This is a genomic window from Rhodococcus sp. NPDC127527, assembly GCF_042672245.1.
Classification (GTDB): Bacteria; Actinomycetota; Actinomycetes; order Mycobacteriales; family Mycobacteriaceae; genus Rhodococcus_G.
Map to the genome: position 1 here is coordinate 568,461 of NZ_JBHXVP010000001.1, position 21,785 is coordinate 590,245.

Here is a 21,785-nt window from a genome sequence, read left to right on the forward strand (position 1 = left end):
CAGGTATGCAGTTCGGGATCTTCACCGTCGGCGACGTCACGACCGATCCGACCACGGGCCGCACCCCGACGGAGGGTGAGCGGATCAAGGCCATGGTTGCGATCGCCAGGAAGGCCGAGGAGGTGGGCCTGGACGTCTTCGCCACGGGCGAGCACCACAACCCGCCGTTCGTGCCGTCCTCGCCGACGACCATGCTCGGGTACATCGCGGCCGCCACCGAACGAATCCTGCTCTCCACCTCGACCACGCTCATCACGACGAACGACCCGGTGAAGATCGCCGAGGACTTCGCGATGCTGCAGCACCTGGCGGACGGCCGGGTGGACCTGATGTTGGGCCGCGGCAACACCGGGCCCGTCTATCCCTGGTTCGGCCAGGACATCCGGCAGGGCATTCCGCTGGCCATCGAGAACTACGGGCTGCTGCACCGGCTCTGGCGCGAGGAGGTCGTCGACTGGTCGGGGAAGTTCCGAACCCCGTTGCAGTCGTTCACGTCCACCCCGCGCCCGCTGGACGACGTTCCGCCGTTCGTGTGGCACGGATCCATCCGCAGCCCGGAGATCGCCGAGCAGGCCGCCTACTACGGTGACGGCTTCTTCGCGAACCACATCTTCTGGCCGAAGGAGCATTTCCAGCGGCTGATCGAGCTGTACCGACGCCGATACGAACACTACGGCCACGGCTCCGCGGACCAGGCGATCGTGGGCCTCGGCGGGCAGGTCTTCATCAGCAAGAACTCGCAGGACGCCGTCCGGAAGTTCCGCCCGTACTTCGACAACGCTCCGGTCTACGGGCACGGGCCCTCCCTGGAGGAGTTCACCGAGCAGACCCCGCTGACCGTCGGAAGCCCCCAGGAGGTCATCGACAAGACGCTCACCTTCCGGGAGACCTTCGGCGACTACCAGCGTCAGCTGTTCCTGGTCGATCACGCCGGCCTGCCCCTCGCGACCGTCCTCGAGCAGTTGGACCTGCTCGGCGAGGAAGTCGTGCCGGTGCTGCGCCGCGAGCTCGACGCGTTGCGGCCCGCACACGTTCCGGATGCGCCGACACACGCCGGTCTCGTCGCCGCACGGGCGGGGGAGCAGGTGGCGCGATGAACCCCCGCAGGATCGCGGTTGCGTCGGCGGGACTGAGTGTGCCGTCGTCGACACGCATGCTGGCCGACCGGCTCGCGGCCGCCGCCGCGCGGTCGGTCGGCGTGGCGGAGGGGCGGCCGGAGGTGGAGGTCGTCGAGCTACGCGATCTCGCCCACGACCTGATGAACAACCTGCTCGCCGGGTTCCCGAGTGAGGCGTTGCGGCGGGCGATCGAGACGGTGGTCGGAGCCGACGGACTGATCGTGGTCACACCGGTCTTCAACGCCTCCTACAGCGGGCTGTTCAAGTCGTTCTTCGACGTGCTCGAGCCCGGATCGCTCGACGGCATGCCGGTGCTGATCGCTGCGACGGGCGGCACGGCGCGGCACTCGCTCGCGCTCGAGCACGCGGTGCGGCCCATGTTCGCCTACCTGCGCTCGAGTGTGGTGCCGTCGGCCGTGTTCGCGGCCTCCGAGGACTGGGCCGGCGGCACCGAGGCCGGTCGGGGCCTGACCGACCGGATCGACCGCGCCGCCGCCGAACTCGCGACCGCGATGACGGGCAGGCCGCGCCGAGCCTCCATCGACCCGTACGAGAGCCCGGTGCCGTTCGAGCAGCTCATGGCGCAGGGGTAGATCCTCCTTTCATCGGCTCACGGTCGCGGCGGAACCGGTCGACCTGGTCTTCATCGAGCGGGTCGTCGACGCCGTCGTGATGCCCGCACTGACGGCGGGCGGCCCGCCGGCGTCTGGTGGTGCAACCTCCCACTGAGGGGGACGGATGCCTGTGCTCGCGTCGAGAGGGGGCTTTCATGGGCGACGTGATCACGTACGGTGACGGTCGCGCCGAGGTCGTGCGTGACCCGGCGGTCGACGACCTCGACGGGACCGCAGCCGGGAACTATCCCTGGATGAAGGGGCGGACTGGGCGCGCGCGTCTGCGGGGCGACGGCGTCCTCGCGCAGTTCGTCCGGTTCGTCCTCGTCGGCGGTTCGAGCAACGTCGCGTACGCGCTGGTGTTCTTCCTGCTCCACTCGAAGGGCGTTCTCGCGGCAAATGTCGCGGGCGTGGTGATCAGCACGGCGCTGGCCAATGAACTCCATCGCAGGTTGACCTTCCATGCGTCCGCACGGGTGCACTGGTTCCCGGCGCAGTGGGAGGGCGGCGGGCTCGCGCTCATCGGGCTGGTGATCAGCACGGCCTCGCTCGCTCTGCTCGACGTGTGGCTGCCGTCGGTCGGGGGCGCAGTCCAGGCGATCCTCGTCGTCGCGGTCAGTGCATTCGTCGGTGTCCTGCGCTTCCTGGCCCTGCGTGGTTGGGTGTTCTCCTAGCTGCCGATTGAACGGGGGTTCATGGCTCGTTCCCGGGACCGAAACGAGCCATGAACCCCCATTCATCGCATGGGGACAGGTAGGTCAGTCGCGGGACATTGCGGCGGCGAGGTGAGCCTCGACGTCGATGTACGCGTCGTCGGCGATATCGAAGACAACCTTCGCGATCTCGCCGCCCCGGAACTCGAAGCGTGGCTCCGGATAGGCGCTCGACACGGGGTCGGCGCTGTCGTAGCCGATGCACAGGCCCTCGCCGCACAGCGAGAAGTGGCCGAGCACCGTCCGGATCTTCTGCTCGGCAACCTGCTTGTCGTCGATGTACAGCTTCAGCGGACCGATGCCCTCGCGGTACTGGCCCATCCCCTCCTTGACGAATTCGACACCGATGATGTGCTTGCCCGACGTGGGCACCGGGGCCGAGATGCGGTCCTCCGGCGGGATGCCGAGGAAGTTGTACGCGTAGGTGACGACGCCGTCCTTGATGAACAGCGAATGGCCGCCGAACCGGGACCCGTGCGCGAAGATCACGCCCTGCGAGTCCGGCGTGAGGTCGACCTCAGCGAGGATTTTGTACGACACGCCGTGCACGTTCGCGGCCGACCGCTCCGGAACCTCCGAGGTGCCTGGGTAGTAGACGTACTGCCCGCTCGGCGGCACCGGCTGGTGGAACTCCATCGTCAGGAACGTCTCGTAGTCCTTCGGGTTGCCGATGATCTGGAGGTCGTTGAGCGGCAGGACCTTGTTCGCCTTCGCCTCCTCCATCCACAGCGACTTGAGTTCCTCGAGCTTCTCAGGGTGCGCGGAAGCGAGGTTGCTGGCCTCGGCGCGGTCGGTGTCGGTGTGGTACAGCTCCCACACGTCCTGCTCGAAGTTGCTCAGACCGGAGACCGGCCCGTGCACGGAGACGGCCTTCCATCCCTGGTGCCACAGGCCGCGCTGGCCGAACATCTCGTAGTACTGGGTTTCCTTGGCGGTCGGCCCATCCGCAGCGGCGTCGAAGGAGTACTTCATCGAGACGCCCGAGAGTGGGGTCTGCTCCACGCCGGCGTAGGTGTCGGGGAACGCGACACCACACGCCTCGAGGATCGTCGGCACGATGTCGGTCGAGTGGTGGTACTGGTGACGCACCTCGCCGCGGGCCTTCATGCCGGCCGGCCAGTGGATGACCAGCGGGTCGCAGACGCCACCCTGGTAGGTGTAGCGCTTGAACATCTTGTACGGCGTCGAGAAGGCCGCGGCCCAGCCGGTCGGGTAGTGGTTGTACGTGTCGGGGCTGCCGAGCTTGTCGACCAGCCTGAGATTGTCGGCCTCGTCGTCGGGGTAGCCGCCGAAGATCTTGCCCTCGTTCACCGAACCGTTCGGGCTGCCCTCCCCGGACGCCCCGTTGTCGGCGCAGTAGATGATCAGCGTGTTGTCGAGCTGGCCCGACTCCTCCAGGTAGTCCACGATCCGCCCGACCTGCGCGTCGGTGTACTCGGAGAAGCCGGCGAACACCTCGGCCATACGTGAGAACATGTGCTTCTCTTCGTCGTTCAGCTCGCTCCACGGCCGCACCTCGTCGGACGGGGAGAAGGTGCCGTCGGGCATCGGGTTCAGCGGGGTCAGATCGGTGTCCGCCGGCAGGATGCCCTTCTCGATCATGCGACCCAGCACCCATTCGCGGTACGCCTCGTAGCCGTCGTCGAACATGCCCTTGTACTTGGCGATGTACTCCTCGGGAGCGTGGTGCGGGGCGTGGTTCGCGCCGGGGCAGAACCACAGGTACCAGGGCTTCTCCGGCTCGGTCTGCTTGACGTCGCGGATCATCTTCAGCGCCTGGTCCGCGAGGTCCTTGGAGAGGTGATAACCCTCCTCGGGGGAGTACGGCTGCTCGATGTAGTGGTTGTCCTCGGCAAGGGACGGGTACCAGTTGTTGGTCTCGCCGCCGACGAAGCCGTAGAAGCGGTCGTATCCCTGAGCGAGCGGCCAGTTCTTCTTCGACGCTCCCGCGGTCCACTCGTCGATCGGGACGTTGTGGTTCTTGCCGACCCAGAACGTCGACCATCCCGCGTCCCGCAGCACGTTCGCCATCGTGGCGTTCGACGGCGGGATGTGCGAGTTGTAGCCGGGGTACCCGGTCGAGGACTCGGAGATCGTCGCGAAGCCGTTCAGGTGGTGGTTGCGTCCGGTGAGGAACGTCGAGCGGGTCGGCGAGCACAGCGCGGTCGTGTGCCACTGGGTGTAGGTCAGGCCGCTCTCGGCGAGCCGGTCCATGGTCGGCATGTTGATCCGGCCGCCGTACGGCGACCAGGACGCCTGGCCGGTGTCGTCGTAGAGCACGACGAGCACGTTCGGCGCACCCTGCGGTGCCTTCTCGGGGAGGAAGGCGTCCCAGTCCGCGATCGAGTCGCGGACGTCGAGTTCGATGCTGCCCTTGAATTCCTTGGTCACGTTCGCTCCTCGCTTGGTTCAGTTGTCATCCCACTCGATCCTCGCGGCACCCGAGTGGCGGTGCTTCACCCGCTCGAGGTGAAGCGGGTACGCGGCGAGCCGTCGAACAATGGGCCGACCGTGGACGAAGGGGGCCTGCACACGTGACCACTCCGCAGAAGGTGGGGAGACCCTGGTTCCTGTTCGGATCGCTCCAGGACTATCAGGCGAAATGGATCCGGCCCGACGTCATTGCGGGCCTGACGGTCTGGGCGGTCCTGGTGCCGGAGGCGCTGGCCTACGCGACCATCGCGGGCGTACCGCCCGTCGTCGGTCTGTACGCGGCGATCCCGTCACTGATCCTGTACGCGGCCGCGGGCAGTTCACGGCACCTGGTGGTCGGGCCGATGTCGGCGACGGCGGCGTTGTCGGCGGCCATCATCGCGCCCATCGCGGGCGCGGACGGCGGCAAGTACGTGGCGCTGTCGGCGGTGTTGGCGATCGCCACCGGCATCGTGGGGTTGCTCGCGGGCCTGATCCGCCTCGGCTTCATCGCGTCCTTCATTTCCGAGCCGGTGCTCAAGGGCTTCATCGTCGGCCTCGCGCTGACCATCATCATCGGCCAGGTGCCCAAGCTGTTCGGGGTGAAGAAGTCCGAGGGGAACTTCTTCGAGCAGGCGTGGGGGGTCGTCCGGAATCTCGGTGACACCGACTGGCGGACCCTGGCCGTGGGACTGGCGAGCCTGGCCGTGGTGCTCGGATTCAAGCGCTGGCTGCCGCTGATCCCGGGATCGCTGCTCGCCGTGCTGCTCGGCATCGCGGCGGTCGCGGTGTTCGGACTGGAGGACAAGGGCGTCGAGATCGTGGGCCACATCCAGTCCGGAATGCCCTCGGTCGGCCTGCCCGGCGGTGTCGGGTTCGACGACTACGTGGACCTGCTCGGGCCGGCCGTCGGTGTGCTGCTGATCGGCTTCGCCGAGGGGCTCGGCGCGGCCAAGACGTATGCCGCCAAGGCGGGCTACGAGATCGATGCCAATCGGGAACTGCTCGGGCTCGGCGCCGCGAACCTGGGCGCCGGGCTCGGCTCCGGGATGGTCGTCAACGGCAGCCTCTCCAAGACCGCGGTGAACGGCGGCGCCGGCGCCAAATCGCAGGTGAGCGGCCTGGTCGTGGCGGCACTGACGGTGCTCACGCTGCTGTTCCTGACCGGGCTGTTCGAGAAGCTGCCCGAGGCCACCCTCGCTGCGGTCGTGATCGCCGCGGTCGTCGAGCTGGTGGACATACCCGCGCTGAGGCGGCTCTACGGGGTGTGGACCGAACGGCTCGGCAGCATCTACGGGCCCGCCGCGCGAGCCGACTTCGCCGCCGCACTCGCCGCCATGATGGGTGTGCTGTTGTTCGACACCCTGCCCGGTTTGGTGATCGGGATCGGGGTGTCGATGCTGCTGCTGCTCTACCGCGCTTCGCGACCGCACGTGGCAGCCCTGGCCAAGCAGGGCTCGCTCTGGGTCGACGCCGAGCGGCACCCTGAGCTGACCACGCTGCCCGACGTCGTAGTCGTCCGCGTCGAGGCGGGCCTGTTCTTCGCCAACGCCGACCACGTCAAGGACGGCATCGAGGCGTTGTGCTCCGACGCCACTCGAGTGGTCGTCCTCGATGCCGAGACCTCACCGTTCGTCGACGTCAGCGCGGCGGAAATGCTGCTCCAACTTCGAGACACACTTGGACGCAAGGGTATCGACCTGCGGGTTGCCCGCGACATCGGCCAGTTCCGTGACACCCTCCGGCAGTCGTCGGGTGACGGCAAGGCGGTCGGAATCTATTCGACGGTGAGTGAAGCACTGGCGGACACGGAGGAATCACGATGACGGATCCGAACCCGTCCGGCCCCGAGGGGGACGGCCTCGAATGGCGCTAGTCGCACCCACCCTCGTCGGCTACCAGAAGGCCTGGCTCCGTGCGGATGTCGTGGCCGGCCTCAGCGCGGGCGCGGTGGTGATCCCGCAGGCGATGGCCTACGCGACGATCGCAGACATGCCCGTGCAGATCGGCCTGTACACCTGCATGGTCCCGATGGTGGTGTACGCGATGCTCGGTGGGTCGCGAGCGATCAGCGTCAGCACGACGTCCACGATCGCCCTGCTGACCGCGTCGACGATGATCGGTGCCGGGATCGCGGCCGGCTCCGACGACGCGCAGTCGTCGCTGATGACACTGACGCTGCTGGTCGGGGTGATCCTGCTGCTGGCCCGTGCACTGAAGCTCGGTGCGATCATCGAGAACATCAGCGAGGCAACGCTGTCCGGGATCAAGGCCGGTGTCGGGCTGACCGTGGCGGTCGGCCAGCTACCCAAGCTGCTCGGGGTGCCGTCCGACCCGGATGCGACCGGGTTCTTCCGGGCGTTTTGGTCGGCGGTGCGGCAGATCGGGGACGCGAACCTCGCGACGGTGCTGCTGGCGGCCGGGTCGATCGCCGCACTCTACGCGATGGCGAAGCTCGTTCCCCGCGTACCCGGGCCGCTCGTCGTCGTGGCGGTCGGAATCGCGTTGATCGCGTTCACCGGGCTGCAGGACCGCGGTGTGGAGCTGATTGCCGCCGTGCCGCAGGGGATCCCGCTGCCGGGGATCCCCTCGCTGCACGATGTGGGTGCGTTGATTCCGGGCGCGCTCGCCATTGCGGCGATGGCCTTCCTGGAGACGGTGTCCGTCGCCCGCGGGGTGCGCCGGCAGGGCGAGCCGCAGATCGACAGCAACCAGGAGATGCTCGCGAACGGCGTCGCCTCGGTGGCGGGCGCGTTCTTCCACACGCTGCCGCCCGCCGGCGGCTTCTCGCAGACCGCGGTGGCGCTGCGCGCGGGGGCGCGAACCCAGTTGACCGGGGTGGTCACCGCGGTGCTCGCCGTGCTGGTGGCACTGTTCCTGGCCCCGGTCCTCAGCGACCTGCCGCAGGCAACCCTCGGGGCGATGGTGGTGGTCGCGACGCTGGGTCTCGTGGACCTGAAGGTGTTCGCCCGGTTCTGGCGGCTCAACCGCGACGAGTTCTGGGTGGCGCTGGCGACCGCGCTGATCGGGCTCACGGCGGGTCTGCTGCCCGCGGTGGCGGTGGGCGTCCTGTTCACGCTGTACCTGGTGCTGCGGGAGCTGAACAGGCCACACGTGGTGCAGCTGAGCCGCGGCGCGGACGGCCGCTGGATCGGCGGCGAGGAAGACGCGCCGTCGACCCCGGTCGACCCCCTGGTGCTGCGGATCAACTCGGCGCTGTACACGGCGAACGTGCTCGCGAACCTCACCGCGATCCAGGAGCGGACCGAGGCCGCCGGCGCGAAGGCCGTGGTGGTGGACTGCTCCCGGGCCTGGAAGGTCACCACGACCGTCATGCACCACGTCCGCGACCTCGACCAGGAGTTGTCCGCTCGCGGCGTGACGGTCTACTTCGCGGATCTGCCGCCGCGGGAACTCGAGACGGCACTCGAGACCGCCGCCGGACGCCAGTTCGAGGAATCGGGGCGGATTTTCGACACCGTCGAGGATGCGCTTCGCGCACTGGTGCGGTGACGGAGTCCGGAGACTCCGTAACCGCGCCACTGCGGCGGAGCCGCTATTACGTGCGAAACAGCCCGTCGGGGTTCACACTCGATGGGGAGCAGTCGCCAGCACACGGTGTCGATGCGGAGACCGTGTCGAACGGGAGGCCGTCATGAGTGCCGATCTGAAGGATCTCGCCGCGAAGGCGTACGTGTTCGGATTCCCCTTGGTGTTCAACCTAAACCAGGTGCAGCGCTACGTCACGTCCGGCGTCGGGTCCAACCCGGCCGCGCCCTTCAATCAGTTCAGTCACGCCGGCTCCCTGGCCGGACCGGAGGACACCTTCGTCTCCATCAACAACGACACGGTGTACTCGATGGCGCAGGTGGACCTGACGAACGGTCCGGTGCTGTTGGAGGTTCCGGACACCGGCGGCGCCTACTACGTGCTGCAGTTCGTCGATGCCTGGACCGACAATTTCGCGTACGTCGGCAAGCGGGCCACCGGAACCGGACCCGGTCTCTATCTGCTCACCCCACCCGCGTGGACCGGCGAGGTGCCCGACGGCGTCACCCGGATCGCGAGTCCCAGCACGATCGCCTCGATCGTCGGACGGTGGGCCTGCGACGGCGAGGCGGACCTGCCGCGGGTGCGGGCGTTGCAGGAGCGATTGACGATCACACCCGTCGGGGCGGCCGAACCCGCGCCGGGCCCGCCGGCACCGGATCCGAATGTTCCGTCCGCGCTGGCGTTCTGGGAGATGCTGCGGGTGTACCTGCAGGCCTACCCGCCCGCGGCGCAGGATCTGCCCCTGTTGCAGTCGTTCGAATCACTCGGCCTGCTGGACTGGTTCGTCTCGCCCTACCTGGCGGCCGACCCGGAACTGACCGCCGCGCTCACTGCCGGGGAGCAGGCCGGCCATGCGGGACTGGTTGCGGCCCTGAAGTCGGGTGCGGGCGACACCGTCGTGAACGGGTGGCACCTGGCGTACCACGCGTTCGACTACAACGACGACTACTTCGAGATCGGCACGATCAACTCGCCGGAGTGGCGAATCGGAGACCGCGCCAAGGCGATCGGGTTGCGAGCGGCGGCTGCCCTGGGAGGGCTCTGGGGCAACCACGGGTACGAGGCCGCCTACGCGCCGGTGTATCTCGACGCCGACGGCGACGAACTCGGCGGGGATCACACCTACACACTGACCTTCGCGCAGACGCCGCCGGTCGATGCGTTCTGGTCCGTCACGATGTACGACCTGCCGGATTTCTACCTCGTGGACAACGAGATCGACCGTTACTCGATCGGTGACCGCACCCCCGGTCTGGTCTACGCGGAGGACGGCTCGTTGACCGTGACGCTTTCCGTCGACGAGCCTGAAGATGCTGCAGCCAAGGCGAACTGGTTGCCGACGCCGGCCGGAGGGTTCCGTCCACTGCTGCGCATGTACAGCCCCCGTCCGGAGGTGCTGGACGGCACCTACGAGATCCCGCCGATCGTCAAGGTTCGCTGAGTCGTATCCCGCCCGGATCCGTGACAGGCGAGAGCTCCCGACGTGTTCATTCGTTGTGGGTGAGTCGCGCCATCCGTCGCGCGCCTAGCGTCGGGTGCAGCCCACCGGCCCGTCTGCCGCTGGCGTGAGAGAGGGTGCGCGATGGGAGATCTCGTCCTGCTTCTGATCCCGGAGATGATCGGACTGATCATCACGCCGGCGGCCATCGCGGGCTGCGTCCTGCTGCTGCAGTCGAACAATCCCATGCGCAACGCGCTGAGCTTCGCCGGTGCGTTCCTGTTCGTGTACTCGATGATCGGCCTCGCGGCGCTGATCGGCGGCGCGGGGGATCCGTCGACGACCTCGCGGACGTTCTCGCACTGGATCGGTCTGGTGGTCGGTCTGCTGTTCCTCGCTGTCGGTCTTGCGCAACTGCTTCAGCGCAGGAAGCTGCTGGCGGAGAAGCCGAACTGGATGATCGAACTCGAGAAGGCCACTCCGCGCCGCGCCTTCCTGATCGGGCTGCTGCTCGCGAACCTCAACCCGAATCTGTTCATCATGATGTCCGGGTTGAGCATCATCGCGAGTTCCGGCCCGACGTGGGCTCAGGCATTGGTCGGCACCGCGCTGCTGCTCCTTGCGGCCATGGTCGACTTCCTGCTCCCGATCGGGGCGTACTTGGCGCTCGGCGCCCGGGCGCGCCGAGGACTCGACGCCGTCAAGTCCTGGATGGTCCGTCGCAACAAGGAACTCGGGGTGGCCGTCTTCCTCGGATTCGGTGCGCTGTTCACGATTCGCGGCGCGCTGGCCCTGGCGTCGTGACCGACGGATGAGCGGACTACACAATTTGCGCACGGGGATGCGACGAAATGCGTTCGGCCGACGGTGCGGCTCGTACCCGACACTCGGCGTTTACCAGCGTGTTAGGTTGGCCGAGTCCGCCGTGTCGATGGCATCGCATTGTGCCGCAGCGGAAATCGGCCCAAACCCAGAGGTTGCGCCGTGAGAATCCTGTGTGAGGATGCTCACATGCCATGGGTGTACACAGCTTCGCGCGGCCGGACGCCGGTGTATGCGCGCTGACACCGAACGGCTGCCTCCCGTGGCGGCGTCCTCGCCCGGACTCGTGTGGCGTCCAGCCGGTCTCTCGCCCGCGGGACACGTCCCGGGCAGCACCTTCGCCTCCCAGCGCTATCGGTTGCTCGCCTGCTGCGGGACAGCGCAGTCCGTCGAGTTCTGGCACGCGGTCGACCTGGTGTCGGGACGTGAAGTGGCGTTGACCATCGTCGGCGCGGATTCCGGTGCGGCGCTCGATCGGGTGGACACGGACGAGGTGTTCGCCTGCACCGTGTGGATGTGCGGTGTCAGGTCCCCGGCGATGACCCGCATCCTGGACATGGTCGACACCGACGCGGGTGGCGCGGTGGTCTCGGAATGGTTGCCCAGCCGGTCGCTCGGTGAGGTCGCCGCAACTCGTCCCTCGCGCGCCACGGCTTCCCAATCGATCCGGCCGCTGGTGAACACGATGCGCCGCGCGCACGAGATGGACGCGATTCTCGATCTCGAGCACCCCGGTCGACTGCGGATCGGTGAACGCGGAGAGGTGTACCTGGCCTTCCCGGGCACACTGCCCGGTGCGGATCGGGCGGCGGACATCCGTGGCCTCGGCGCGGCGCTCCGTGGCCTCGTCACCGGCGGACTGGGGCTCGCTCCCGCGCCGGTGGCGGTGCCCGCCTGGTGAGCGTGGCGCAGACCCGCCCGCGAGGCGGGTTGCGACGGTAGTCTTCCCCGGGTTGGGGATTCCTGGGTCGGGTGACTGGGGTGGACATGACGGGGAGGTCCTTGCCGCAGGCGTCGTCGCTCACGCAACGGTTCCACGGTGGGGTGCGGGTGAGCGGGCCGGAGGGACTGGACATGCTGTCCGTCGCCGCCGAGATGGTCGCCGGGCACCCGGAACGTTTTCGGGCGGAGATGAGTTCGTCCGACTTCGGCTCCATTCGGGTCAATCGCCTGCGCTCGTCCGCGGTGACGGTGATCAGGCCGCCGAGCATGCTTGGCGACGAGCACAGCGCGTACCTGTCCATGGTGTGCGTGCGCTCCGGTGAGGTACGGGTGGAACAGAACCGCGTCGGCGCCCGGGCCGTCGCGGGCGAGGTCACGTTCGCCGACTTCGCTGCGCCGTTCGAGGTGGGGCTCTCGCGCCGCGGTGACTACGTCTTCGTCTACCTGCCGCACGCCCTACTGGCGTCGCGGTCCGTGGACAGTCGCGCACTCGTCGGTGCCACCGTCGCGGCCTCCCCGCTGTGCGAGGCGCTCGCGGCGGTGCTCGCCCAGTTCGCCGCGACGGACCTGTGCCGGCCCGGTGCCGTGGAAACGACGTTGCTCGAACATGCCATCGTCGACCTGTGCCTCGCGGTGATCCGGCAGGCAACCGATCGGTCGCAGGTACACGACGAGAGCGGCGCCCGGAACCGCGCGCGGGCGCGAGAATTCGTCGACAGCCACTTCACCGATCCCGCGCTCACCGTCGCCGACGTCGCGGCGAGCATCAACGTCAGTCCCAGGTACCTGCAGAAGCTGTTCGAGTCGGAGGAGCACTCGGTGTACGACCTCATCCGTCGCCGTCGGGTTCGGTGGGGCATCGAGCTGCTCACCGATCCGGTGCATGCGGACCTGACCATCAGCCAGGTCGCCATTCGCAGTGGGTTCGTCGGACTCAGCCAGTTCAGTCGAGCGGTCCGGGACCTCACCGGATCGTCGCCACGGTCGATCCGACGGCAGCCGGTGGGTACGGGTCAGGACTCGGGGTCGGCGTAGCAGTCCCGGACCGCGATATCCATCGGAAACCGAACCTCGGTGTCGCCGAACAACAGTCGGGTCGCCGCGGCGGTGGCCTCCAGTAGGTGCCGAGTGGTCGCGTCGGCATCCCGGCAGTGCACGACGACCTCGTCGTGTTGGAAGAACACCAGTTCCGCCCCGTCCTCGTCGGCGAGTCGACGCCGCAGCTCCGCCAGCAGGCACAGCGCCCACTCTGCCGCCGTCGCCTGCACGACGAAGTTGCGGGTGAATCGGCCGCGCGCGTGCGCGTCGCCCGTCGACCACCAGCGCTCGTCGGGCGGCGGGCAGGCGCGGCCGAGCCACGAGCTGACCACCTCGCCGCGTTCCCCGGCCCGCGCCGCGTCCTCGACGAACTGCACTGCGGTCGGAAACCGTCTGCGCAGCAACGTGAGCAGCGCGCGTGCCTCACCCGCGGTGGCGCCGTAGAGGACACCGAGGATCGCCACCTTCGCCTTGGCCCGGTCTCCGTCGAAGACCTCCGCCGCCACCGGCGCGTAGAGGTCGTCGGCGCCGGCCGCCGCGACCATCAGTCGGTCGCCGGACATCGCCGCGAGGATGCGCGGCTCGAGCTGACCGGCGTCGGCGATCACCAGGGTGTGGCCGGGGTCGGAGATCACGCTGGTACGCAACGGCTTCGGAATCTGCAGCGCCCCGCCGCCGCGGCTGGCCCAGCGGCCGGACACCACGCCACCCGGGACGTAGACGGGCCGGAACCGGTCACCGCGCACCCACGTGTCGAGCCAGTTCCAGCCGTTCGCGGCGTGCAGCTTGGCCAGGTCGCGGTAGCGCAGCAATGGTTCGACCGCGGGATGGTCGACGTCGCGGATGAGGTAGGCGCGGGTCGAGCTCAGCTCGACGCCGTCGCGGGCAAAGGCCTCCACCAGCTCCACGTGCGAGGCCGGGTTGACCCGCCGCCCGAAGGCCGCGGCGACCTCGTCGGCGACCTCCCGAAGGCGTTGCGGCAGGACGTCCCCGCTCACGCGGGGCCCGAGGCTCGCCTCGAGCAGTCGGTGGTGGGCGGCCGCGGAGAACGGCATCCCGACGTGCCCCATCTCGGCGGCCGCCAGGGCGCCCGCGGACTCCGCGGCCACCAGCAGCCTGAGCCGGCCGTCGGATCCGATCCGGTCGACCTGGTCGGCGTGCTGGGCGAGGACGGTCGACGGATCGCTGGCGGGGATGCTGTCGAACAGCCCCGGGCGGTCGTCGACGGGCGCCGGTGCCTCGACCGGTGGTTCGCCGGCACGTGCGCGCAGCAGCGCCGAGGTCAGTGCCAGGTCGTGGCAGCGTTGCACCCGGAGCCCGGCGCGCAGCACGGCCGGGTAGGCGGCCGAGGTGTCCGGCCACACCCATCGCGGGTGCCCGGACTCGAGCGCCCGGACCGCGGCGGCGACGTCCGGGAACACCAGGGCGTCACCCGAGGGGACCCCCGCCTCGTCGGTGGGGATCGCGACGGCGCGTTCCGGCCCCGGCGCCACCACGATCCTCACGGTGCCAGTGTGCCCGGCGGGTCCGACAGTCCTACGGCGCCTGCTCGCGTTCGCCGTGCCGGATCTCCTTCCGCGGATCGGCGAACCGCCACAGCTCGTAGCCGCTCATCGCCACCAGCACCGCGGTGAGCGTGCCGAGCGTCGCGAGGGCCGGAACGTGCCACAGGACGGGGACGAGTGCGACGAGGACGGCCGCGGTGACGACGCGGGACATCGTCAGGGAACCGGTCGGGTACGCCTTGAAGTACACGAGCGCGAGCAGGTACAGGGCGGCTCCGCCGAGCAGCGCGACCAGCGGCCAGCCGTACAGCGGATCGGTGAGCCGGTGGTGGTTTCCGTCCGCCGCGTAGGAGATCACCTTCTTCAGGCCGAGGGACATCATCACGATGCCGAACACCATCGGCAGATGGGCGTAGGTGTAGCAGTGCTGGGCGATCTTGATGAGCCGCGCGCCCGTCGCGGACTCGAAGGCGTGCTCGACGGCGGTCGAGGTGACGTCGAAGTACGACCACCACAGGAGGCCGGACACGGCGAGCCCGAGCAGGGACGAGACGATGATCGCCCACGAGATAGGCAGAGCGGCCACGCCGATGCCGATGGACACGATGGACTCGCCCAGCGCGACGATGATGATCAGCCCGTGCCGCTCGGCGAAGTGACTCACGGAGTTCAGCCGCCACTCCGCGCCACCGACCAGGGTGCCGAGGTAGTCGCCGACCAGCGCGAGCACCCACATCGCGATCTGCGCGGCGCCGGTCAGCTGCGACGCGATCAGCAGGCAGGCGGTCCCGGCGACCATGCTCGGCACGAATCGGATCACCTGCCGGCGCAGTTGCGGGTCCTCGGTGCTGATGATCCAGAACATGATCAGGTGCAGCAGTCGTACGACGAAGTAGCCGAGCGCGAAGACGACCGGGCCGGGAAGTCCGCCGGACAGGTCGTCGAAGGCCTCGGGGATGGTGAGTGCGGTGACGAACACCGCTCCCATCGCGCAGAACAACACGACGCTGGCGATGCCCTCGTCGGCCTTGACCAGGTTCCACAGCCACGAGTAGCCGACCCACGACCACCAGAGCACGGCCATCACGAGGGCGGCGCGCAGGACGTTCGCCGTGGTCGTCTCGACCGCCATCAGGTCGGTGACCCGGGTGAGCGCGAACACGAACACCAGATCGAAGAAGAGTTCGAGGGGCGAGACCGACGCTCGTTCCTGAACTTCCTGCATACGCAGGCGTTTGGGGGTGATCACCCGCTCATGCTGCCATCGGTCGCGCGCGTTCGCCGGGTGTCGGCACGCCCCGGCGAGGGGTATCGGATATGGGTGGTACCGGCTGGCTGCGACCGTGCCGGATGGCGTCGGTAAGCTGGTCAACCGGACTACTCACTCGTTTCCCGATCCGGAGGTTATGGCGTGGCGCTCGTCGTGCAGAAGTACGGCGGATCCTCGGTGGCATCCGCCGAGCGCATCCGACGCGTCGCTGAACGGATCGTGGAGACCAAACGCGCAGGCAACGACGTGGTCGTCGTGGTCTCGGCGATGGGTGACACCACCGACGAGCTGCTCGACCTGGCGCAGCAGGTCTGCCCGTCGGGTCCGCCGGCGCGGGAGATGGACATGCTGCTCACCTCGGGTGAGCGCATCTCGAACTCCCTGGTCGCGATGGCCATCCACAGCCTCGGCGAGGAGGCCCGCTCCTTCACCGGTTCGCAGGCAGGCGTGATCACCACCGGCGCGCACGGCAACGCCAAGATCATCGACGTCACCCCTGGCCGCGTGCGCGACGCCCTCGACCGCGGGTCGATCGTGCTGGTCGCCGGCTTCCAGGGCGTCAGCCAGGACAGCAAGGACGTCACCACCCTCGGCCGCGGCGGCTCCGACACCACCGCCGTCGCGCTGGCGGCCGCGCTGAAGGCCGACGTCTGCGAGATCTACACCGACGTCGACGGCATCTTCAGCGCCGACCCGCGGATCGTCTCCGACGCCCAGAAGCTGGACACCGTCTCCTTCGAGGAGATGCTGGAGATGGCGGCCTGCGGCGCGAAGGTGCTCATGCTCCGCTGCGTCGAGTACGCCCGCCGATACAACGTGCCCGTGCACGTTCGTTCCTCGTACACCACCAAGCCCGGCACCATGGTGTCCGGATCGATGGAGGACATTCCCGTGGAAGAAGCCATCCTCACCGGCGTCGCGCACGACCGCAGCGAGGCCAAGGTCACCGTCGTCGGCCTGCCCGACACCCCGGGCTACGCGGCGCAGGTCTTCCGCGCGGTCGCCGAGGCCGAGATCAACATCGACATGGTGCTGCAGAACATCTCGAAGGTGGAGACGGGCAAGACCGACATCACCTTCACGCTGCCGAAGACGGACCTCACCGCCGCGGTCGAGAAGCTGACCGCGCTGCAGGCCGAGATCGGCTTCTCGGAGGTGCTCTTCGACGACAGCATCGGCAAGGTCTCCCTGGTCGGCGCCGGCATGAAGAGCCACCCCGGCGTCACCGCCACCTTCTGCGAGGCGCTCGCCGAGGCGGGCGTGAACATCGACCTGATCTCCACCTCGGAGATCCGCATCTCGGTGCTCGTCGCCGACGCGGACCTCGACGACGCGGTGCGCGCGATCCACAAGGCATTCGATCTGGGCGGCGACGAAGAGGCCGTCGTCCACGCGGGAACGGGACGCTAGTCATGGCTTTGACAATTGCAGTGGTCGGCGCGACCGGACAGGTCGGCGCCGTCATGCGCGCCCTGCTCGAGGAGCGCAAGTTCCCGGCCGACACGGTGCGGTTCTTCGCGTCGGCCCGCTCGGCCGGAACCACGTTGCCGTTCCGCGGCGAGCAGATCGTCGTCGAGGACGCCGCCGCGGTGTCGGACGAGGACCTCAAGGGCATCGACATCGCGCTGTTCTCGGCCGGTGCCACCCTGTCGCGCGCGCAGGCGCCGCGGTTCGCCGCCGCAGGCGCCACCGTGATCGACAACTCCTCCGCGTGGCGCAAGGACCCCGAGGTCCCGCTCGTGGTCAGCGAGGTCAACCCGGAGGAGGCGAAGAACCCGCCGAAGGGCATCATCGCCAACCCGAACTGCACCACGATGGCAGCGATGCCGGTGCTCAAGGTGCTGCACGACGAGGCCGGCCTGCAGCGGCTGATCGTGAGCAGCTACCAGGCCGTGTCCGGCAGCGGGCTGGCCGGCGTCGAGGAGCTCGCGACGCAGGTGCGCGCGGTCGTCGACGATGCCGAGAAGCTCGTGCACGACGGCAGCGCCGTGTCGTTCCCCGCGCCGAACAAGTACGTCGCGCCGATCGCGTTCGACGTCATCCCGCTGGCCGGTGCGCTGGTCGAGGACGGCAGCGGCGAGACCGACGAGGACCAGAAGCTGCGCAACGAGTCCCGCAAGATCCTCGGGATCCCGGACCTGCTCGTCAGCGGGACCTGCGTGCGCGTGCCGGTGTTCACCGGGCACTCGCTGTCGATCAACGCCGAGTTCGGCAACCCGCTGTCCGTCGAGCGGGCGAAGGAACTGCTCGCCGACGCCCCGGGCGTCGAGCTGGTGGACGTGCCGACCCCGCTCGCCGCGGCCGGTTCGGACCCGTCGCTGGTCGGTCGGATCCGGCAGGATCCCGGCGTGCCCGGCGGTCGCGGCCTGGCGCTGTTCGTCTGCGGCGACAACCTGCGTAAGGGTGCCGCGCTCAACACCATTCAGATCGCGGAGCTGCTCGTCGGCTGACCCGCCACCCGCCCTTTCCCGAATGGCCCATTCGTTCAGTTCAACTGAACGAATGGGCCATTCGGGATTTCGTGTCCTGGGGGTCAGGGCAGGCGGAGCCGGGGGACCGGTGGGCGCGGGGCCTTCTCGACGGCGAGATCGTCGATCAGATGGGTGGCCCAGCCGACCAGCCCGTCGACGTCGAGCGCGTGCGGCGGCGCCGCCTGATACGGACCGACGAGGTCGCGTCCGCGCCGCAGGGCGAACCCGGCGGCCTCCGACTCGCCGCGGTTCACCAGGGCGAGACCCTCGATCAGCAGCGCCAGCCCCTGCCACAGTTCGATTTCCCCGTCGGGCGCGTCGCGGGCCGTGCCTGCGAGCAGGACGCCCGCTTCCTCCGTCGCGCCCCGATCGAGCAGGCGCTGCGATTCGGTGACGGTGGCGCCGAGATCGAGCTGCGGCCCTCCGGATGCGTCGGCCATGACTCGAATCTTACGGATCGCGGCAACTCCTCACGTCGCGCTCTCGCGCACCGATTCCGGTTCGGGCTCGGCCACCGGACCGCGCAGCAGTCGCCCGAGCACCCCCTCGTCCAACGCGAGCGCCTTGACGATCGCCGCCGATCCGACGACCACGCCGGACATGAAGAACATCCAGGTGATCGTGGTGAACACGAGACCGAGGGCGCCGAATTTCTGCTGGGCCGACGCGGTCGCGAGGGGCAGGTAGATCTGGCCGGCGATGCGAAGCAGGGCCAAGCCGATCGCGGTGAGCCCGGCCGTGGCCCACAGGACGCGGCCGCGAAGGCGTCCCTCGGTGAGCAGGTAGGGCACCAGAGCCCACAGTCCGAACCAGATGGCGGTCTCGGTGCCGAACGCCAGCGGCCGGCCCAGCCAGTCCATCTGGGTCAGTTTGTGTGCCTGTTCGATCAGCCGGAACGAACTCGCGACCGCGACCAGGACGGCGATCCAGCGCCAGCCGCCGCGGATGGACAGGGTGGGAATGTTCCACACCTTGCCGTAGACGCGGCCCAGCGCGCGGGCGAAGGACGTGCCGCTCAGGATGATCATGAGCAGGCCGATGATCCCGAACGTGGCGAAGGTCGGCCGGTCGGCCTGGACGGACCCGAGGGTCGAGGTGAGGTCGAAGGACGCCGGATCGATGCCGAACTGGTCGATGAGGGTGTCGGTGGCCGGTCGAACGTTCCCGATGGTGCCCACCGCGATGATCACCGGCAGCACGGAGGTGAACTCCTGTGCCGCGAGGGTCATCGACCGGTCGGCCAGCTCGATGTCGATGATCGACTTGATCACCCGAGCCACCGTTCGTCCCGGGGCCGTCCGCTTCAGCCAGCCCCGGGCGGTCTGCTTCTGGACCTCGAGAGCCTCCTTGGCCAAGGCCACCGAGAGCTTCGACTGCTTCATCACAGGGACAGTCAACTCGACTTCGCGTCCCGAATCACCATCCGGCCCAGGTGACCTGTCATCGCCCGCCGATGTCAGGCCGGGGTCTGCTGCGGGCTCGTGCGGTTCGCGGGCCAGCCCGCGGTGAGGCCCCAGATGACGCCGACGTTGAGGGCGATCAGCAGGACCGACAACCACGGCTGGGTGCCGATCCAGGTGAGCTGACCGATCGCGTTCAACAGCGCGAGGGTCACGGCGAACACCCGGGCCCACGTCGCTCCGGCCAGCAGGGCGCCTCCGCCCACGATCAGCAGGACGGCCCAGACGATGAGCACCCAGCCCCAGCGGTCGTAGTCGAGGATGACCAGTTTCTCCTCGCCGACGAAGAGCCTGGAGGGTGCGGCGAGCGCGACGATGCCCTCGATGGCGTTGAAGGTGCCGATCATGATGAGTACGAGGCCGGCGAAAACGCCCCAGCCCCCGGGAGTGTTGTCGTCCATGGGTTCCTTCGATCGAGTCGGGTCGCTCATCAGAAGATGAGCGCGAGGATGATCGGGGCGGCGGTGAGGACGACCGCGATCAGGGCAACGGTGGCGACCGCCTTCGTGGTGTCTGTGGACATGAACCTCACGGTAGGAACGGCAATCGCGTCCCGCGTCACCCTGACCGGGTGAAATATGGGGTGTTCGCCGGGCACGCGATGCGGCGAGGGTGGAAGCTGTTCGGGAGGACCCCCGTCTTTTCTTGACTAATTCCAGAAAAGGTGTTGCAGTGGTAGCCGTGACCGAGTTCCAGCCCCACGTCGGGCGCCGCGACGCCCGACGGGTCACGCCGCTGTCGGACGCAGGTCCGACCGAGGTCCAACGCCAAACGAGTGCCGACGCCTGCCGGCGCGGCGAGTAGGGAAGGGATCCACACGCATGAGCTCTGATCCGAAGAACACCGATGCCAAGCTGACCACCGCGGTCGGAGCGCCGGTGCCCGACAACCAGAACGTCGCCACTGCGGGCCCGCGCGGGCCGCAGCTGCTGCAGGACGTGTGGTTCCTCGAGAAGCTCGCGCACTTCGACCGCGAGGTGATCCCCGAAAGGCGCATGCACGCCAAGGGATCCGGCGCGTTCGGCACCTTCACCGTCACGAACGACATCACCGAGTACACCACCGCGAAGATCTTCTCCGAGGTCGGCAAGAAGACCGAACTGTTCGCCCGGTTCTCGACCGTCGCGGGTGAGCGCGGCGCCGCCGACGCCGAGCGTGACATCCGTGGATTCGCGGTCAAGTTCTACACCGAGGAGGGCAACTGGGACCTCGTCGGCAACAACACCCCGGTCTTCTTCTTCCGGGATCCGCTCAAGTTCCCGGACCTCAACCACGCGGTGAAGCGCGACCCGCGCACCAACATGCGCAGCGCCAACAACAACTGGGACTTCTGGTCGTCGCTGCCGGAGGCGCTGCACCAGGTGACGATCGTGATGAGCGACCGCGGCATCCCGGCCTCGTACCGACACATGCACGGATTCGGTTCGCACACCTTCAGTTTCATCAATGCCGCGGGCGAGCGGTTCTGGGTCAAGTTCCACCACCGCGTCCAGCAGGGCATCGAGAACCTGACCGACGCCGAGGCCGCCGAGCTCGTCGGCAACGATCGCGAGAGCCACCAGCGCGACCTGTACGACGCGATCGAGCGGGGCGACTTCCCGAAGTGGAAGCTGTGTGTGCAGATCATGCCCGAGGCCGACGCCGCGAAGGTCCCGTACCACCCGTTCGACCTGACCAAGGTGTGGCCGAAGGGCGACTACCCGCTGATCGAGGTCGGCGAGTGGGAGCTCAACCGAAACCCCGACAACTACTTCGCCGACGTCGAGCAGGCCGCGTTCAACCCCGCGCACGTGGTGCCCGGCATCAGCTTCTCGCCGGACCGGATGCTGCAGGGTCGGTTGTTCTCCTACGGTGACGCCCAGCGATACCGTCTGGGCGTCAACAACTTCCAGATCCCGGTGAACTCGCCGAAGTGTCCGGTGAGCAACTTCCACCGCGACGGTGCTATGCGGGTGGACGGCAACAACGGCAGCTCGCTGCACTACGAGCCGAACTCCTACGGCAAGTGGCAGGAGCAGCCGCAGTACCGCGAGCCGGCGCAGGCCGTCGGCGCGGTCGCCGACCACTTCGACTACCGCGCGGACGACGACGACTACTACTCGCAGCCGCGGGTGCTGTTCAACAATATGAGCGCCGACCAGAAGCAGGCGCTGTTCGAGAACACCGCCCGCAACATCCACGGCGTCGACGAGCAGATCGTCAAGCGGCACATCGAGAACTGCACCAAGTGCGACCCGGCATACGGGGAGGGCGTGGCGAAGGCCCTCGCCGCGCTCGACGCCTGAGGTAGCAGCGAAGGGGGGGGGGTCGCCCGCGTGATGCGTGGGCGACCCCCCCGGCGTTTTTATGTTCTGTTGAACTGAGTGGAGCAACAGGGGACCAGGCTGTCGGCCCGTTTTTACCCCCTGGCCCGGCGGCCGGGGGACGCCC

Annotated in this window: 18 protein-coding genes; 12 read left to right on the top strand and 6 right to left on the bottom strand. The window is 68.5% G+C overall.

Annotated features, from left to right (window positions below; genetic code table 11):
* The first annotated feature begins 5 nt into the window (after window positions 1-5).
* From ACFVH2_RS02650 to ACFVH2_RS02660, 3 genes are all read left to right on the top strand, one after another.
* A complete protein-coding gene (locus ACFVH2_RS02650) occupies window positions 6-1,097 on the top strand; it encodes an LLM class flavin-dependent oxidoreductase (RefSeq protein ID WP_378421270.1) in 1,092 nt (363 codons plus the stop codon).
* Window positions 1,094-1,711: an FMN reductase gene (locus ACFVH2_RS02655; protein WP_378421272.1), complete on the top strand. Its 618-nt coding sequence runs from the start codon at window positions 1,094-1,096 to the stop codon at window positions 1,709-1,711. The genes ACFVH2_RS02650 and ACFVH2_RS02655 overlap by 4 nt, the downstream gene beginning before the upstream one ends.
* Window positions 1,712-1,986: 275 nt before the next feature.
* Window positions 1,987-2,406, top strand: coding sequence for a GtrA family protein (locus ACFVH2_RS02660; RefSeq protein WP_378421409.1), 420 nt, complete (start codon window positions 1,987-1,989; stop codon window positions 2,404-2,406).
* Window positions 2,407-2,490: 84 nt separating this feature from the next.
* On the opposite strand, the gene ACFVH2_RS02665 is transcribed toward ACFVH2_RS02660, so the two are convergent.
* Window positions 2,491-4,836 carry an arylsulfatase gene (locus ACFVH2_RS02665; protein WP_378421274.1) on the bottom strand — a complete coding sequence of 782 codons (2,346 nt, stop codon included), beginning with the start codon at window positions 4,834-4,836 and terminating at the stop codon, window positions 2,491-2,493.
* A 143-nt stretch (window positions 4,837-4,979) separates the two neighbouring features.
* On the opposite strand from ACFVH2_RS02665, the gene ACFVH2_RS02670 reads away from it, so the two are divergent.
* The 6 genes from ACFVH2_RS02670 (at window position 4,980) to ACFVH2_RS02695 (ending at window position 12,646) form a co-directional block, all read left to right on the top strand.
* Window positions 4,980-6,683: a SulP family inorganic anion transporter gene (locus tag ACFVH2_RS02670; protein ID WP_378421276.1), complete on the top strand. Its 1,704-nt coding sequence runs from the start codon at window positions 4,980-4,982 to the stop codon at window positions 6,681-6,683.
* A gap of 40 nt (window positions 6,684-6,723) precedes the next feature.
* Window positions 6,724-8,370, top strand: a complete 1,647-nt coding sequence (locus ACFVH2_RS02675; protein ID WP_378421277.1) for a SulP family inorganic anion transporter — start codon at window positions 6,724-6,726, stop codon at window positions 8,368-8,370.
* Window positions 8,371-8,512: 142 nt separating this feature from the next.
* On the top strand, window positions 8,513-9,850 hold the full coding sequence (locus ACFVH2_RS02680) for a DUF1254 domain-containing protein (protein ID WP_378421279.1): 1,338 nt from the start codon (window positions 8,513-8,515) through the stop codon (window positions 9,848-9,850).
* 141 nt (window positions 9,851-9,991) lie between these two features.
* Window positions 9,992-10,651: a GAP family protein gene (locus tag ACFVH2_RS02685; protein WP_378421280.1), complete on the top strand. Its 660-nt coding sequence runs from the start codon at window positions 9,992-9,994 to the stop codon at window positions 10,649-10,651.
* Window positions 10,652-10,901: 250 nt separating this feature from the next.
* Window positions 10,902-11,570 (top strand): protein kinase family protein, encoded by a 669-nt coding sequence (locus tag ACFVH2_RS02690; RefSeq protein ID WP_378421282.1) that lies wholly within the window; start codon window positions 10,902-10,904, stop codon window positions 11,568-11,570.
* 86 nt (window positions 11,571-11,656) lie between these two features.
* Entirely contained in the window at window positions 11,657-12,646 is a 990-nt protein-coding gene (locus ACFVH2_RS02695; RefSeq protein ID WP_378421284.1) for a helix-turn-helix domain-containing protein, read from the top strand.
* Here ACFVH2_RS02695 and ACFVH2_RS02700 read toward each other — a convergent pair.
* Window positions 12,625-14,154, bottom strand: a complete 1,530-nt coding sequence (locus tag ACFVH2_RS02700; protein ID WP_378421286.1) for a bifunctional 3'-5' exonuclease/DNA polymerase — start codon at window positions 14,152-14,154, stop codon at window positions 12,625-12,627. The genes ACFVH2_RS02695 and ACFVH2_RS02700 overlap by 22 nt on opposite strands.
* A 31-nt stretch (window positions 14,155-14,185) precedes the next feature.
* Entirely contained in the window at window positions 14,186-15,379 is a 1,194-nt protein-coding gene (locus ACFVH2_RS02705; protein WP_378421412.1) for a low temperature requirement protein A, read from the bottom strand.
* A gap of 186 nt (window positions 15,380-15,565) precedes the next feature.
* Here ACFVH2_RS02705 and ACFVH2_RS02710 point away from each other — a divergent pair, with 186 nt between their 5' ends.
* Both ACFVH2_RS02710 and ACFVH2_RS02715 read left to right on the top strand, forming a co-directional pair.
* Window positions 15,566-16,834, top strand: a complete 1,269-nt coding sequence (locus ACFVH2_RS02710; protein ID WP_378421287.1) for an aspartate kinase — start codon at window positions 15,566-15,568, stop codon at window positions 16,832-16,834.
* A 2-nt stretch (window positions 16,835-16,836) separates the two neighbouring features.
* Window positions 16,837-17,874 (top strand): aspartate-semialdehyde dehydrogenase, encoded by a 1,038-nt coding sequence (locus ACFVH2_RS02715; protein ID WP_378421288.1) that lies wholly within the window; start codon window positions 16,837-16,839, stop codon window positions 17,872-17,874.
* An 83-nt stretch (window positions 17,875-17,957) separates the two neighbouring features.
* Here ACFVH2_RS02715 and ACFVH2_RS02720 read toward each other — a convergent pair whose 3' ends face one another.
* From ACFVH2_RS02720 to ACFVH2_RS02730, 3 genes are all read right to left on the bottom strand, one after another.
* Window positions 17,958-18,335 (bottom strand): DUF309 domain-containing protein, encoded by a 378-nt coding sequence (locus ACFVH2_RS02720; RefSeq protein WP_378421290.1) that lies wholly within the window; start codon window positions 18,333-18,335, stop codon window positions 17,958-17,960.
* A gap of 30 nt (window positions 18,336-18,365) precedes the next feature.
* Window positions 18,366-19,277 (bottom strand): hypothetical protein, encoded by a 912-nt coding sequence (locus ACFVH2_RS02725; protein WP_378421292.1) that lies wholly within the window; start codon window positions 19,275-19,277, stop codon window positions 18,366-18,368.
* A gap of 74 nt (window positions 19,278-19,351) precedes the next feature.
* On the bottom strand, window positions 19,352-19,756 hold the full coding sequence (locus tag ACFVH2_RS02730; RefSeq protein WP_378421294.1) for a hypothetical protein: 405 nt from the start codon (window positions 19,754-19,756) through the stop codon (window positions 19,352-19,354).
* Window positions 19,757-20,176: 420 nt separating this feature from the next.
* On the opposite strand from ACFVH2_RS02730, the gene ACFVH2_RS02735 reads away from it, so the two are divergent.
* Window positions 20,177-21,640: a catalase gene (locus ACFVH2_RS02735; protein ID WP_378421296.1), complete on the top strand. Its 1,464-nt coding sequence runs from the start codon at window positions 20,177-20,179 to the stop codon at window positions 21,638-21,640.
* Window positions 21,641-21,785 lie beyond the last annotated feature (145 nt).